This is a genomic window from Streptomyces sp. NPDC031379 (genome assembly GCF_055569615.1).
The window spans coordinates 247688-262452 of sequence record NZ_JBVIIT010000005.1 but is presented as its reverse complement, the minus strand read 5'-3'; the positions used below and the strand labels follow the sequence as shown (position 1 = coordinate 262452).

The window sequence follows — 14765 nt, the reverse complement described above, 5'->3', positions numbered from 1 at the left end:
AGGTTCAACGGTCCGCTGGATCAAGGGAGATCGCGTCATGGCGGAGACGACGGAGACCGGACTGCCGAAGGGTTTCCGCAGTGCCGAGCAGGGCTGGCCCGAGCTGCACCGCATCCCTCATCCGCCGCGCCGGCTGCCGCTGCTCGGCGACGTGCTCGGCGCCGACCGGCACCGGCCGCTGCAGGACTCCATGCGCTTCGCACGTGAGCTGGGCCCGATCTACCGGCGACGGGCCTTCGGCAAGGAGTTCGTGTTCGTGTGGGGAGCGCCGCTCGTCGCCGACCTCGCGGACGAGTCCCGGTTCGCCAAGCACGTGGGGCTCGGGGTCGCCAATCTGCGGCCGGTCGCCGGGGACGGCCTGTTCACCGCCTACAACCACGAGCCGAACTGGCAGCTGGCGCACGACGTGCTGGCGCCCGGGTTCAGCCGGGAGGCGATGGAGGGCTACCACGGGATGATGCTGGCGGCCGCCGACCGGCTGACCGACCACTGGGACCGCGAGGCGGCGGCCGGCCGCGCGGTGGACGTACCCGGGGACATGACCAAGCTGACCCTGGAGACGATCGCACGGACCGGCTTCGGGCACGACTTCGGTTCCTTCGAGCGGGACCGGCCGCACCCCTTCGTCACGGCGATGGTCGGCACGCTCACCTACGCACAGCGGCTGAACAGCGTGCCCGGGCCGCTGGCGCCGCTGCTGCTGCGGGCCGCGGCCCGGCGCAACGCGGCCGACATGGCGCTTCTCGACCGCACCGTCGACGACCTGGTCGCGGCCCGGCGCCGCCTCGGCGGCGGGGGCGGCGGCGACCTGCTGGACCGCATGCTGGAAACGGCCCACCCGGAGACCGGCGAGAAGCTGACCGCGGAGAACGTCCGCAAGCAGGTGATCACGTTCCTCGTGGCGGGCCACGAGACCACCTCGGGCGCGCTCTCCTTCGCCCTCTACTACCTCGCCCGGCACCCGGAGATCGCCGCCCGGGCCCGCGCCGAGGTGGACCGGGTCTGGGCCGACACCCCGCGGCCCGGCTACGAGCAGATCGCCAAGCTGCGCTACCTGCGCCGGGTGCTCGACGAGTCGCTGCGGCTGTGGCCGACCGCGCCGGCCTTCGCCCGGGAGGCCCGGCACGACACGGTGCTCGCCGGAGACCATCCGATGCGCCGGGGCGCGTGGGCGCTGGTGCTGACGCCGATGCTGCACCGCGACCCGGCGGTGTGGGGCGAGGACGCCGAGCGGTTCGACCCGGACCGGTTCGACGCCAAGGCCGTACGGGCCCGGCCGCCGCACACCTTCAAGCCGTTCGGCACCGGGGCGCGGGCCTGTATCGGCCGCCAGTTCGCGCTGCACGAGGCGACCCTGGTCCTCGGCCTGCTGCTGCGCCGCTACGAGCTGCGGACCGACCCCGCCTACCGGCTCACCGTCACCGAGCGGCTGACGCTGATGCCCGAGGACCTGCGCATGCGGCTGGAACGGCGGCCGGCACCGGCCACCGGGCCGGTGCCGGTGGAGCCGGCGCCCGGAGCCGCGGTGGAGGCGGTCGCGGAGCCGTCCGGCCGCTGCCCGGCGCACGAGACGCCCGGCGGCCTGCCGGACGAGGCAGCGGGGGCCGCCGGTCCGCGCCCCGCACGGGCAGGCACCGTACCGGTCACGGTCCCGGACGACGCCTCCGGGTCAGCGGCCCGCTGTCCAGTGCGCCGGGCGGGTGACTGACTCCGGCAGCCTGGTGCCGGCACTGCCCCGGGCCGCGTCGAGCTGCGGCTGGGTGAGGAAGAAGGCACCGGTGAGGTCCGCGTCGGTCAGGTCGGCGTCCCGCAGATCGGCGCCGATCAGGTCCGCGCCGCGCAGGTCGGCACCGGTGAGGTCGGCGGCGATGAGGTAGGCCCCGCGCAGGCTCGCCCCGCGCAGGTCGGCGCCCTTGAGGCGGGCCCCGATGAGGTCCGCGCCCCGGCGGTCCTTGCCGCCGCGCTTCCCGCCCTTCCCACCCTTCGCGCCTGCGCCGGCCCGGGCCAGCTCGCTGGTGCGCAGCAGGAGCACGTTGACCTCCTGCCGGTGCGCGGCCACATCCAGCACGGCCAGCTCCTCGGGGGTCTGCCGGGTGAGCCGGTCGGTCCGCTCCAGCGCCTGTCGCAGGTCGGCGTGGAGGGGCTGGGCAGCGGGCAGACCGAGCGCCTCGGTCAGGTACCACAGCAGCTCGTGCAGCTGCCGTACGACCGGGAACACGTCGAACATCCGCCGCGCGTGCTCCTTCGTGCCCGCACGCCAGTCCTGCCCGTCGAAGACGACCTGCGAGACCTTCTGGCCGGCGCCGAAGCAGTCGTAGACCGTGCAGCCGGTGAAGCCCTTCTCGCGCAGGTCGGCGTGGATGCCGCAGCGGTGGTCGCCCTGGAGGTTCGGGCACGGCTTGCCCGCGGGCTTGTTCAGCGCGAAGTCGGCGGAGCGGGCGAAGGGCAGGGCGACGCAGCACAGCCCGAAGCACTTCGCGCAGTCGCCGCGCAGATCGGAGGGGTCAGCTATCTGGTCCGGCATGGGGTCCAGCCTACTGACCTGCGAAGCCGCCCGGTTCGCCGCCGGCCCGGGCCACCCGTTCGACCTCCTTGAGCACGAGGCTCGCGCCGTCCTCGCCGCCCATGTGCCGGCCCACTCGCGCGGCGGCCCGGGCGTACGCCTGCCGCCGCGTCACGAGATCGAGTGCGGCGGCGAGCCGTTCGGCCGTGAGGGCGCGCGGCGGGATCGGGTCGGGAGCGGCTCCGAGCGCGGCCAGCCGGGCGGCCCAGAACGGCTGGTCCGCGGCGACCGGCACCGCGACGGCGGGCACTCCCGCGCGCAGCGCGGCCGCGGTGGTGCCCGCGCCGGCGTGATGGACGACCGCGGCCAGCCGCGGCAGGAGCAGGGCGTGCGGCACCTCGCCGATGGTGAGCATGTCGTCCCCGTCGGCGGCCAGACCGGCGGCTCCCGACTGCAGGATGCCGCGCAGCCCGGCGCGCCGCAGCGCCTGAACGGCGATCCCGCTCAGCCGCTCGCCCGCTCCGGCCGCCATGCTCCCGAAGCCGACGAGGACGGGCCGGGGCCCCGCCCGCAGGAAGTCCTCCAGGGCGGCGGGCAGCCGCTCGCCGGTGCCGACATGCGGCCAGAGGGGTCCGGCGACCTCCAGACCGGGCCGCCAGTCGGCGGGGCGTGGCACCAGAGCCGTGCTGAAGCCGTGCAGCACGGGCCAGGACTCCTGCTCGCGGCGCCGGCGCATCGCGGCGGCGGTGAGCGGCGGCAGCCCGAGGTGACGGCGCAGCTCGGCGACCGCCTGCCCGAAGACGCGGTCGGCGATGCGCAGGGCGAGACGGCCGGCCGCCCGGTTGCCGGCGCGGCCCAGCGAACGGGTGCCCGCGACCACGGGCGGGAAGTCACCCGTCGGTGCGGTCGGCTGGAGGTAGACGCCGAGACTCGGCACACCGGTGGCCTCGGCGAGATGCCAGCCGAGCGGGGCCGTCGTGGCGGACAGCAGGAGCAGGTCCGTGCCGTCGAAGACCGCGTCGGCGAACCCCCGGCCGAGTTCCGTGACGAACGCGGCGGCCGTGCGCATCAGTTCCCGCCGGCCACCGGGCGTGCCGTGGGCGCGCGGGTCGGCGGGCAGCCGCCGGAAGTCCAGCCCGGCGCCGTGGGCGAGGGAGGCGAAGGCGTCGGTGGTGGCCAGCGTGACCTCGTGCCCGGCGCGGGCCAGTTCGGCGCCCAGGCCGGTGTAGGGCGCGACGTCGCCGCGCGATCCGGCCGTGGCGATCAGGATTCTCATGGGTGCTCCTCGGGCTCGGTGCGGGAGCCGTCGCGGCGGGAGGCGTTGGCGTGGAGGGCCTTGCTCACCCAGTCGGCGAGGCCGGGACGTTGCTGTGACGGCGGGACGAGGAGGGCGAAGGCACGGGGGTCGGCGGCGAGGTCGTCCGCGATGCGCCGGTGCGTGTCCGGCGGGCAGGGGGTGAACCAGCGGGTGAGGTGGCGGCGGTGCTCCTCGGCGAGGTCCATGGCCCGCCCGCCGTCGGCGGGCTCGTCCGCGTCGAAGGCCGCGAGCAGCTCGGCCCGCCAGGCGGCGGCCTCGGTCATCAGCTGCCGCCAGTCCTCCTTGGTGTGGGCCCCGGCCCGTGCCATCGCCTCGCGGTACACGGCCGAGTCCTGCCACTTCAGCTGGGCCTCGGTGGCGTAGCTGAGGTCGAAGGAGATCTCGCCGAACACCTCGAAGCGTTCCTCGGGTGTGAGCGCGACGCCGGTCCGCTGCACCTCGATGGCCCGCTCGGCCACCCCCGCCAGCCGTTCGAGCCGGGCGATCTCCTCGCGCAACCGCCGCTGCCGGTCGCGGAGATGGTGCAGGGCGTCGGCCCCCGGGTCCCGCAGGATGACGGCGATCTCGTCGAGCGGGAAGTCCAGTTCGCGGTAGAAGAGGATCTGCTGCAGCCGGGCCAGGTCGGCGTCGCTGTACAGGCGGTAGCCGGCGCGGCTGCGCTCGGTGGGCGAGAGCAGCCCCGCCTTGTCGTAGTGGTGCAGCGTCCGCACGGTCACCCCCGCGAACGCGGCCACCTGCCCCACCGAGTAGCCCATGTGCCTGCCCTTTCGTCCGGTCACAGCCTCGAGCCTGACGTAAGGGGAGGGTCAACTCACGGCAGTCCCCCGGCTTTCGGCTGCCGGTGGAATGCCGCGTGCGTGGTGAGCGGCGAGCCGCATGACGGCGGCCGGGCCGATGGAGGTGTGGCCGAACTCCTCGCGCATGCGGTCCATGGCCTGCTCCGCAACGAGGCGCGACTCGCGGGCGGTGTCCAGGCTGATCTGCTGGGTGAGCTGACCGGACCCCGTGCGTGCACACGACGGATCACGATTTCCGGCGGCGGGGCCCCGATCTCGGGATCACGCTGCGACCAGGGGCCCGGATGCACTTGGCTGGTGCTACGCGCTGAGTGCGCTGAGTGGGTACGTGGGACCGTACGGGCACGAACGGGCGGGGGGATGAGCCGTGGGTGTGCGGGGCATGCTGCGGGTCCTTGGCGGCGCGGGACTGACAGTGACAGCCGGAGTAGCTGTCAACCAGATCCTTTCTGATGGACGATTCAGTTGGACTTGGCTGTACGCCTCTCTGGCCGTGGCTGTCCTAGTGCTCCTGTACACGGAGGTGTGGTCCGCTGCGCCTGGCCTCCCGGATGCATCGACACAGAGAGATTGCGGCGGCAGGCGGGTGTACCTGCGACAGCTTCGGGCCAGCGTCCGCGACATGGAGACCGTGGGGGTGGCCACGCAGAGCGAGTTCGTCTTGCAGATGCGGCAGGTGTACGTAGACGTCAGCCTGGTGCCGCAGCCCTTGCACGTCGCCGCTCGAGAACCCTATCTGGGCTCGGTGTCCGAGGAACCGGTGCTCGAGGTAGGCCGGCGCCGGAGCCTTGGATCGGTGTTGCGTGAGGTCGAACGGCAAGGCGTCACTCGAGTACTGGCAGTGGTCGGCGGACCGGGATCTGGCAAGACCACACTGGCCCGTAACACGGCTCTCGCGCTCTGCGAGCGCCGCTGGCGGCCGCGACGACGCCGTCTTCCCGTGCTTCTGTACTTGCGCGACCACGCACCGCAGTTGCTGGAGGACGAAACGCAGGTGCTCGCTGAAGTCGCGGTCTCCGCCGGCTGGCTGGAGGGGAAGGTGTCGGCACGCTGGCTGGAGCGCAGGCTCGACAGTGGGAGGTGCCTGGTACTGCTGGACGGGCTGGATGAGGTGGGCGACCCGGCAGAGCGAGGCCGGGTTGTGGCCTGGGTGGTCCGGCAGTCCCAACGCCATCCGCACAACACGTTCGTGGTGACTTCCCGCCCGCACGGGTACGAGTCGAATCCGCTGCCCGGAGCCGAGGTACTTCAAGTGCGGCGCTTCACCGCTGAGCAGATCGAGCGGTTCTTGCGCCAGTGGTCGTACGCGACCGAGAGCCGGGCGCGCGGTGTCTCCGGTCGCGACGTGCAGGCAGTGGCCGACCGGAACGCTGATGGCCTGCTTACTCGACTCAGAGAGCGGCCGGCGCTCTACGACCTGGCAGCCAATCCACTCCTCCTCACGATGACGGCGAACGTGCACCGCTACCGCGGACAGCTGCCGGGAAGCCGCGCGGAACTGTACGCGGAGATGTGCGATGTATTACTGCATCGCCGCTCCGAGGCTCGCGGCCTCCACGATGCCACTGGTCTGAGCGGGCCGCACAAACAACACGTCGCCCAGCACCTGGCCCTGCACATGATGAAAGCAAGGGTCCGAGACTGGCCGGCGCGCGAGGCGATGCGAGCGATCCGTCGCCCGTTGCGGCAGGTACCCGGCAGTGTCTCCCCGGAGACCTTCCTCGTCGAGGCGTGCAAGAGCGGCCTCTTGGTCGAACGCGAGCAGGGCGTCTACGGCTTCGCGCACCTGACCTTGCAGGAGTATCTCGCGGCTGCTCAACTCGGCACAGCACGCGCCGATATCAGCGTGCTGATCGGAAACATCGAGGACCCCTGGTGGCGTGAGGCCACTCTTTTGTGGGCTGCCAGCAATGACGCCACCGCCGTAGTCGCCTCCTGCCTGGAGTCCGGCACCGTATCCGCCCTTGCCCTGGCCTTTGACTGCGCTGAACAGGCCAGAACCCTCGACCCCGGAGTCCGGGACCGTCTGGAGAACCTGGCCACGGACGCCGCACAGGCCGCGGAGCCCGGCCTTCGACGGCTGCTCACCGGCGTGCACGCCTCACGCATCCTCCGCGAGACCATTGAGCTCAATGACGCCACTGCACTGTGCGCACGTCCGGTCCCGCAGTCCCTGTACGATTTGTTCGTCGTTGATGAACAAGCGGAAGGCCGCCACCACTTCGGCGTCTCCGGCTCACCCGCTGCCGGGGCCAGAAGCGCCGCCGCCGCAACCGGCATGCAGGCCGCGGACGCGCACCGCTTCATCACATGGCTCAACCACATCACCGGGAACTTCGCCTACCGGTTACCGACGACCGAAGAGCTCCGTGATTCCACCGCCGCAATGGTCGTCGATCTGACTCGCCACACCCTTTGGGCGCACGACGACGGCACCCCTGTCTTGCACCTTCCTCCCGGCGCCTCCTGGCCCTATGCCTCGTCGCCGGAATGGTTTCGTGCCAGGGCCGTCATGGATTTCTGGGAGACTTCGCCCTACTTGAAGATACTGCTGGCCTCGAGCCAGGAGCGCTCGCGGCTGTGCAGCTGGGCCGCCACTCTGGCCACCACCGCACGACACCGTTCCGAGATTCAGGACGACGACCGGTGGGGTCCTCTGTACGACGCCTCCAGCATCGCCGCTCTTTTCGCCGATACGCGCACACGGTTGCGCCTCCGCGTGCTCGCAGCGCTGCCCGATCCATCACGTGCAGTCCTCGACGACGTCCTGGCCGTCACCCGGGACCGGGCACTGGCCCTCACCAGTGATCTCGGCTCTGATCGCGCTGCCGTCCTGGGGCGGGCCCTTGCCCGCACACGCCGCGGCGCCGGCGGCCTCGGCCGAGCTGGAGATCTTCTTTGTACTCTCGATCCAGGGCGAGACATCGACGGCCTCTTCGCTCGAGCCCGGACCCGAGCCGTGGATCTGGAACCTGACTTCGTCCGCGGCCTCGATCTGGATCTCGCCCGCGCCATCGCTCGAGCTACCGCTTTGGTTCGCAACCTGGGGGTGAGCGTCGGAGTCGCCCCCACGCTTGCAAGCGCGCTCTCCTCGAATCTCGACGTGGACATGGATCTGGCTGTCCGGATCGGTTCGGAGACCAATCCCTACTCGGAGCGCCTGAGTACCGTGTTCGCCGCTCACAGCACACTCCTGGCTGCATGGGTGCCGGAGGATTTGCCGGCAGAGGTACCTGTCCTGGTCAGCCTGGACGACCACGTCGGGGCTACGGCTGCCGAGTATCCGTCCGGCGCGGAGAAGCCCCCTGCGGATCCGATCAAGGCCGTGCAGCATGTGCACACCCATCTGAGTGCATCGCAAACCACATCAGAGGGACTGGGCTTCGCGGCGAAGAAAGTCACAGAACTAGCGCTCAGCCTGCTTTCGAGCATGCGCGAACGGAGGACACCTTGTGACGACGAGGCATTGGCCTGTGCCCGTGTCTCTCTCCTCGCTGCTGTTTCCGCTCTGCGCACGACAGGTCACCATGCAGATCAGGCGGATCTTCTGCACCTGGCATGGCAAAGCCTGCTCGCCCAAGGGCGCACTCTTCCGGGGCAGCGACCACAGAATCAGATCCTGCTCATCGCGTGTATTCGGGACTGAACGGCGTACGAGCCGAAGCGGAGGGGTGAGGATGCCGGGCGGGCGCTCAGTGCGCGATGCGGAAACTCCGAACCCGGTAGTGCTTCGTTACGTCAGGTGGAGCCGATCGCGCACCGCGACCAGTCCAACTCGCCCTGACCACCCAGTTCGTCGAGTACCAGGCGATGGAGCTTGGCCCACACCGGTTTCGACGGTGATCACGTCGAGATCCACGACAACGTCGTCGCCGGTGACGTCATGGGCCCCCACCGGCCGGATATCGTGTATGTCCCCGGCAAGAAAGGGCGACGACCCCATGGACAGGTCTGTCTTCAAGAGCTTGGGCCGTGCGAGCCTCGTGCTGGGCGCAGTCGTGGTGTCGACCGTACTGTGCGCCACGTCGAGCGGGGCTGCCCTCGAGGCCGGGAGAGGAGACACGGGAACGGTCATCGCTGCACGCGGGAGCAGCGAACGCGCTTGTCCCGTCGTGTACTTCGACCTGGGCGAGACCCTCGTGCACACCGCCGACGACGGCAGCACCGACTATCAGCGTGGCGCGGCCTCATATCTGCGTGCCCTGCGTGAACGTCACGTCAAAGTCGGCCTGATCACCAATGTTCCGCCCTCCTGGGGCACGACCGACGCCGAGCGTGCCGCCAAGTTGAAGGAGGAAGTCGACGCGACGTGGCGGGGTCCGAGTCCCTTCGCCTGGGAGGATTTCGAAGACCGAATCCTCACTCCGCGCACCGAGGCCGAGCGTAAGCCGGCTCCGGTCCTCTGGCAGCGCGCGAAGGCCGACGTGGGCCGCTGCCGAGTCGTCTATCAGGCGGAGACGGCCGAAGAGGTCATGGTGGCCTCTTCGCTGGGCTTCGTGCCGTACCAAGTGGGCCAAGCCCACCGGCCCGCGTTTCTGCCGGTAGGGCTGATCGAACTTCTCGGCCATCGGTCCCGCTGAGCCGTCACGGACAGCGGCACCACCCAGTACATGTGGGTCAAAGCCGGCCCTGCCGGCCGATCACCCGAAGCACACCGCTGAACGGGCCGGCTCCTACGGCAGCAACAGCCGATGGAGGCGCACTCGCGGCCCTTCCGCCGCTTCTCCACCCCGCCTCGGCGCCCGGTCCGGGAGTGTCGGCTCGATCCGCGCCCACTGCGCATCTGTCAACGGCACACCCGGACCAACGGCCGTCTGATCCAGACGAAGCCGCCTAGCGGCCGAAGAGTTCGAAGGACACCGCCGGGCGGCCGCCGAAACGCTTGCCGGCGGCGGTGGTCTGCGTGGTCAGGAAGTCACGGACGTACGCCTCCGGGTCCTCGTCGGTCAACGCCTCGATGTACGTGCGGTGTTCGAGCAGCGAGCACACCGCCCGCTCCAGGCCGGGTGTGGCGTCGACGGCGTGCGTGGGCTGCGCGGAGCCGGCCACGGCCACCCAGCGCACGCCGTTCCAGGGCTGGAGGCCCTGCTCGGTGAGTTCCGGGAAGATCCAGCGGTTGCCGGCGTCCGCGGCGGCGTCCAGGGTGGCGCGGCCGACGGCGACGTGGTCGGGGGTGTTCCAGGCGACCCCGCCCCAGGTGTCGCGGTGGTTGAGGGTGATGACGAGTTCGGGCCGGTGGCGGCGGATCGCGGCGGCGATGTCGCGGCGCAGCGCGGGGCCGTACTCGATCACGCCGTCGTGGTGGTCCAGGAACTCCACCGTGCCGACGCCGACGACGGCCGCACTGGCCCGCTGCTCGCGCTCGCGCAGCGGGCCGCAGGTGGCGGGGTCGAGGGTGTCGATGCCCGCCTCGCCGCGGGTGGCCAGCACATAGGCGACCTCGCGGCCGGCATCGGTCCAGGCGGCGACGGCCGCCGAGCAGCCGTACTCCAGGTCGTCGGGGTGGGCCACCACGGCCAGGGCGCGCTGCCAGTCGTCGGGCAGGGGCTGCAGTTCGGTGATCTTCGCCTCGGTCATGGGCGGCACACTAGGCCGCCTGGCCCCGTCCGCAACCCCTTTTACGGTGCGCCCGTGCCCGGTCCGTGCCGGCCACCGCGGCGCGCGGCCCGTGCCGGTGGTCAGGCCTCGTCGCGGGTCAGCGCCAGCAGCCGGTCCAGTACCCGGGGTGCGCCGGCCCGCAGACCGTCGTGCTCGAACTCGTCGGTGACCCAGGTGCGCAGCCCCCGGATCGCGCGGGCGGTCTCCACGGAGTGGGCGGTGTCGACGTACATGTCGTCGTGGTAGACGGCCGCGGCGACCGGCACCTCGTTGGCGGCGAGACGCGCGGGGTCGTACAGCGGGCTCCAGTCGCTGCGGGCGGCGAGCAGCTCGGCCGTCTCGCGCAGCGGGCGCAGGGCCGGGTCGGTGTCGAACATCCAGGGGTGGACGGTCTCGCCGGTGAACAGGACCGGGGCGTCGCCCGCGAGCGCCTTCGCCGCGTCGAACTGCGGGAACTCGGCGCGGACGCGCTCGGCGGCCCAGGCGGTGGGCCGGGCGTCCTGCCCGTAGATCGCCTCGTGGACGAGCGCGTAGAGGGGGTGGCCGGCGTACGACAGCAGGGCCTGGGCCTGTTCCTGGAAGGCGTCGGAGAGGTCGAGGCCGCCGGGAGTGCGTACGAAGGCGTCCTCCAGGAGGTGGTGCAGGCGGTGGCTGCCGTCGCTCGTGCCGAGCATCAGGCCCAGGGACTGGAAGGCCTCGACCGTGAGGCGGTAGCCGTTCGGCAGGACCACGTCGTGGGTGAGGAGGTGGTCGGCGATCCGGCGGGCCCGCTCGACGTCCTGAGGATAGCGGGCGTAGTGCGCGGTGACCTTGCGTTCGACGCGCGGGTAGGCGGCGCGGTAGACGTCGTCGGCGTGGGCGTGCAGGGAGGGCAGCCCGCCGGTGATCACGGCGGTGTCCAGGCCCTCGGGGGCGAACGAGAGGTAGGACACCGTGCAGAAGCCGCCGAAGCTCTGGCCGAGCACGGTCCAGGGGGCGCCGCCGGTGACCTCGGGACGGATGGTCTCGCAGTCGCGGACGATGGAGTCGGCGCGGAAGCGGGTGAGGTGGTCGGCCTGCTCGGCGGGGCCGCCGCGCAGCGGGAGCGTCTGCCGGGTGGCAGGCGTGGAGCTGCCGGTGCCGCGCTGGTCGAGCAGCAGTACGCGGTAGTCCTTCAGGGCCCGGTCGAGCCAGGCCTGACGTCCGACGAAACGATTCGCCCCGAAGCCGGGTCCGCCCTGCAGGTACAACAGCCAGGGCAGGTCCTGCCCGGCCTTGTCGCTCGCGACCGCCTCGCGGGCGTACAGCTCGATGGTCTCGCCGCCCGGGTCGGCGTGGTCGAGGGGCACGGTGAAGCGGCGGTCGGTCAGGACGACGCCGGGCTGGCGGTAGCTGAGACTCAACGGGGCTCCCGGGACGGATGGGATGGACGCGTCCCAGTTCAGCACATGTCCGTGCACGGGCCGACCCCCGGGATCATGGATTGTCACTGAACTTCGGGTCAGCACACGGCTCAGCGGGAGGCGAGGCTGGAGCGGCGCACCACCAGCTCCGGCTGGAGCACCACCCGGCGGTGCTCGTGCGGCCGCCCGCCGTCGTCCTGCTCGGTCTCCTCCAGCAGCAGTTCGGCGGCGAGGGCGCCCATGGTGACCGCGGGCTGCCGCACGGAGGTGAGCGGAACGGCGGCCGCGGCGGCGAACTCGATGTCGTCGTAGCCGACGATCGCGAGGTCGTCCGGGACGGTGACGCCGGCCGCGTACATGGCCTGCAGGACGCCGAGGGCGAGCAGGTCGTTGGCGCAGAACACGGCGGTGGGGCGGTCGGCGAGGCCGAGCAGCCGGGCGCCCGCGTCCCGGCCCGCGGCCACGTCGAGGCGCTCGGTGGGCAGCTCGCGCAGCGTGTCGGGGCGGAGCCCGGCCTCGGCGAGGGCGTTCAGCGCGCCGGTACGGCGGTCGCGGACCTGGTTGAGTCCGGGCGGCCCGCTGACGTAGGCCAGGGAGCGGTGCCCGGCGTCCACCAGATGACGGACCGCGAGGGCGCCGCCCGCCACGTCGTCCACGGACACGGAGCACTCGCTGGCGCCCTCGGCGACCCGGTCGACCAGCACGAACGGGATACCGTGGCGGCGGAAGGTCTCGATGTTGTGGCCGGTGGCGTCGGCCGGGGTGAGCAGCACACCCCGCACCCGCTGCTCGGCGAAGAGGGACAGGTACTCGGCCTCCTCGGCCGCGTTCTGCGCGCTGTTGCAGACCATGACGCCGAGCCCCGCGTCGCGGGCCGCCCGCTCGGCGCCGCGCGCCACGTCCACGAAGAACGGGTTGCCCATGTCCAGGACGAGCAGGCCCATGATCCGGCTGCGGCCGGCGCGCAGCTGACGTGCGGACTCGCTGCGGACGTAGCCGAGCCGGTCGATCGCGGACAGCACCCGCGCGCGGGTCTCGCTCGCGACGGTGTCCGGGCGGTTGATGACGTTGGACACCGTGCCCACCGACACTCCGGCGGCGCGGGCGACGTCCTTGATACCCACCGACTGGGCCATCGGGCTTCAGACCTCCAGGGGGACGAGGGACGGCGGGCGGGCCTTCACATTACCGGCACCGCCGCCCGGAACAGACCGGTCAGGCGGGCAGTGCGAAGTCCGCGACGTGCAGCGCCGAGGGGGTCGTGCCGCTCGACCTCTCCTGGTACATGAACGACAGCACGTTGTCCGCGGCGACCCGCGTCTCGTCGATCACGACCTCTCCGAACGCGTTCCGGCCGCCGCCGTCGTACAGCAGCGCCCAGTCCGTGTACCCGGAGGACTTCGAGGCGCCGGCGATCCTGCCGTGGGGGAACACCGCGTAGGCGTTGTCGTACCGGTCCAGGACCAGCTTGGTGCGCTGGCCGGAGTTCAGCGGGACGGGGATCTGCGTCTTCTGCCAGCCGCCCGAGGCGTTCTTGCGGAGGTGGAAGGCGCGGCCGTGCGCCGTGCGGTCGCCGACGTAGTCCGTCGTGCACCGGCCGAAGCGGCCCGGCACATGGCTGATGACGGCACGCCCGCGCGGTACCGGCGGCCGTGACGGTGGCGGCCGGGGGGCCGGCCGGCACGGTGCGTCGTCTCATGATCGCTCCGGGGTGGTCAGGCGAGGTGGAACACTTCGGTGAGCGGTTTCATGGCCTCGTCGGGCCGGGCGCCGTCCAGCGACTCGAAGAACGGCGCCATCTCCGCCTGCCACCGGGCGTTGACGTCGGTGGCCTCCATCGCGGACTGGGCGGCGGCGAAGTCCTCGGTCTCCAGATAGCCGACGAGCAGTCCGTCCGCGCGCAGGAAGAGTGAGTAGTTGTGCCAGCCGGTCGCCTTCAGGGCGTCGAGCATCTCCGGCCAGACGGCGGCATGCCGCTCGCGGTACTCGTCGAGGCGGTCCGCCCTGACCTTCAGCAGGAAGCACACACGCTGCATCACGGCCGAGCCCTCCTCAGAAGTCGAACCGGTCGATGTTCTGGGCGTCGAACACGGTCGGCTTGCCCAGGCTGATCACACCGTCCTTGCCGATGGTGTACGTCGTCCCGCCGGCCTTGAAGGTCTCCCCCTCCTTGCCGGTGATCTGACCGGAGGACAGGGCGACGGCGGTCCGGGCGGCCAGGTCGCCGAGCTTCGCCGGGTCCCACAGCTCGAAGGCGTCCACGGTGCCGTTCTTGATGTACTTGCGCATGTCGTTCGGGGTGCCGAGCCCGGTCAGCTTGACCTTGCCCTTGTACTTCGAGCCCGACAGGTACTGGGCGGCCGCCTTGATGCCGACGGTGGTCGGGGAGATGATCCCCTTCAGGTTCGGGTGCTCCTGGAGCAGGCCCTGGGTCTGCTGGAAGGACTGCTGGGCGTCGTCGTTGCCGTAGGCGATCTTGACGAGCTTGACGTCCTTGTACTTGGGGTCCTTCAGCTCCTCCTTCATGTAGCCGATCCAGGTGTTCTGGTTGGTCGCGGTCTGGGCGGCCGACAGGACGGCGATCTCGCCCTTGTAGCCGATCTGTTCGGCGAGCAGCTGCACCTCGGTGCGGCCCAGGTCCTCGGCGCCGGCCTGCGAGACGAAGGCGTTGCGGCAGCCGGGGTCGGTGTCGGAGTCGTAGGTGACGACCTTGATGCCGTTGGTCATGGCCTGCTTCAGCGCGGTGCACAGGGCGCCCGGGTCCTGCGCGGAGACGGCGATGGCGTCCACCTGCTGCTGGGTGAGCGTGTTGACGTAGCTCACCTGGCCGGAGGTGTCGGTGGCGCTGGACGGGCCCGCCTCCTTGTACTTCGAGCCGAGTTCGGCGAGCGCCTTCTCGCCGCCCTTGTCGGCGCTGGTGAAGTAGGGGTTGTTGACCTGCTTGGGCAGGAAGCCGACGGTCAGCCCCTTCTTGGTGGCGGCGTTCGGGTCCGCCTTGCCGGCGGAGGCGGCCGGCCCGCTGTCGTCCTTGACGTCGTTCTTGGTGGTGCCGCCGCAGGCGGTGAGGGCGAGGGCCAGGGAGGTGCCGGCGGCGAGGGCGGCACAGGTGCGGTGGAGGGATGACGTGAGCATCGTTGGGTCCCCTTGTGACGAGGTGGGTGTGAGGC

At 71.4% G+C, this 14765-nt stretch carries 11 protein-coding genes and 2 pseudogenes; 3 read left to right on the top strand and 10 right to left on the bottom strand.

Annotated elements, in window-relative coordinates; genetic code table 11:
- Nucleotides 1–37 precede the first annotated feature (37 nt).
- A complete protein-coding gene (locus ACZ5CW_RS09690; RefSeq protein ID WP_468599746.1) occupies nucleotides 38–1708 on the top strand; it encodes a cytochrome P450 in 1671 nt (556 codons plus the stop codon).
- Here the strand turns inward: ACZ5CW_RS09690 and ACZ5CW_RS09685 are convergent.
- From ACZ5CW_RS09685 to ACZ5CW_RS09675, 3 genes are read right to left on the bottom strand one after another with little or no spacing between them, the layout of a single operon-like run.
- Nucleotides 1670–2524, bottom strand: coding sequence for a pentapeptide repeat-containing protein (locus ACZ5CW_RS09685; protein WP_468599745.1), 855 nt, complete (start codon nucleotides 2522–2524; stop codon nucleotides 1670–1672). The two genes, ACZ5CW_RS09690 and ACZ5CW_RS09685, sit on opposite strands and share 39 nt — an antisense overlap.
- 10 nt (nucleotides 2525–2534) lie before the next feature.
- Nucleotides 2535–3779 (bottom strand): glycosyltransferase, encoded by a 1245-nt coding sequence (locus ACZ5CW_RS09680; protein ID WP_468599744.1) that lies wholly within the window; start codon nucleotides 3777–3779, stop codon nucleotides 2535–2537.
- A complete protein-coding gene (locus ACZ5CW_RS09675; protein WP_468599847.1) occupies nucleotides 3776–4576 on the bottom strand; it encodes a MerR family transcriptional regulator in 801 nt (266 codons plus the stop codon). Before ACZ5CW_RS09675 ends, ACZ5CW_RS09680 begins: the two co-directional genes overlap by 4 nt.
- Before the next feature lie 664 nt (nucleotides 4577–5240).
- Between ACZ5CW_RS09675 and ACZ5CW_RS09670 the strand changes: the two genes are divergently transcribed.
- Nucleotides 5241–8264 carry an NACHT domain-containing protein gene (locus ACZ5CW_RS09670; RefSeq protein WP_468599743.1) on the top strand — a complete coding sequence of 1008 codons (3024 nt, stop codon included), beginning with the start codon at nucleotides 5241–5243 and terminating at the stop codon, nucleotides 8262–8264.
- A gap of 98 nt (nucleotides 8265–8362) precedes the next feature.
- Here ACZ5CW_RS09670 and ACZ5CW_RS09665 read toward each other — a convergent pair.
- Nucleotides 8363–8446, bottom strand: a pseudogene (locus ACZ5CW_RS09665) (IS5/IS1182 family transposase); the annotation flags it as partial.
- Between the two features lie 284 nt (nucleotides 8447–8730).
- Between ACZ5CW_RS09665 and ACZ5CW_RS09660 the strand changes: the two are divergent.
- Complete coding sequence (locus tag ACZ5CW_RS09660) at nucleotides 8731–9198, top strand: hypothetical protein (protein WP_468599742.1); 468 nt, start codon at nucleotides 8731–8733, stop codon at nucleotides 9196–9198.
- Between the two features lie 253 nt (nucleotides 9199–9451).
- On the opposite strand, the gene ACZ5CW_RS09655 is transcribed toward ACZ5CW_RS09660, so the two are convergent.
- The 6 genes and pseudogenes from ACZ5CW_RS09655 to rhaS all read right to left on the bottom strand — a co-directional run bounded on the left by ACZ5CW_RS09655 (nucleotide 9452) and on the right by rhaS (nucleotide 14730).
- Entirely contained in the window at nucleotides 9452–10195 is a 744-nt protein-coding gene (locus ACZ5CW_RS09655) for a PIG-L deacetylase family protein (protein WP_468599741.1), read from the bottom strand.
- 101 nt (nucleotides 10196–10296) lie between these two features.
- Nucleotides 10297–11598, bottom strand: coding sequence for an alpha/beta fold hydrolase (locus tag ACZ5CW_RS09650; RefSeq protein WP_468599740.1), 1302 nt, complete (start codon nucleotides 11596–11598; stop codon nucleotides 10297–10299).
- Between the two features lie 110 nt (nucleotides 11599–11708).
- Nucleotides 11709–12734, bottom strand: a complete 1026-nt coding sequence (locus ACZ5CW_RS09645; RefSeq protein ID WP_468599739.1) for a LacI family DNA-binding transcriptional regulator — start codon at nucleotides 12732–12734, stop codon at nucleotides 11709–11711.
- Between the two features lie 79 nt (nucleotides 12735–12813).
- A pseudogene (locus tag ACZ5CW_RS09640) lies at nucleotides 12814–13227 on the bottom strand (Tat pathway signal sequence domain protein); the annotation flags it as partial.
- A gap of 86 nt (nucleotides 13228–13313) precedes the next feature.
- Nucleotides 13314–13634, bottom strand: coding sequence for an L-rhamnose mutarotase (locus ACZ5CW_RS09635; RefSeq protein WP_468599846.1), 321 nt, complete (start codon nucleotides 13632–13634; stop codon nucleotides 13314–13316).
- Nucleotides 13635–13650: 16 nt separating this feature from the next.
- Nucleotides 13651–14730: a rhamnose ABC transporter substrate-binding protein gene (gene rhaS / locus ACZ5CW_RS09630; RefSeq protein WP_468599738.1), complete on the bottom strand. Its 1080-nt coding sequence runs from the start codon at nucleotides 14728–14730 to the stop codon at nucleotides 13651–13653.
- Nucleotides 14731–14765: the final 35 nt, after the last annotated feature.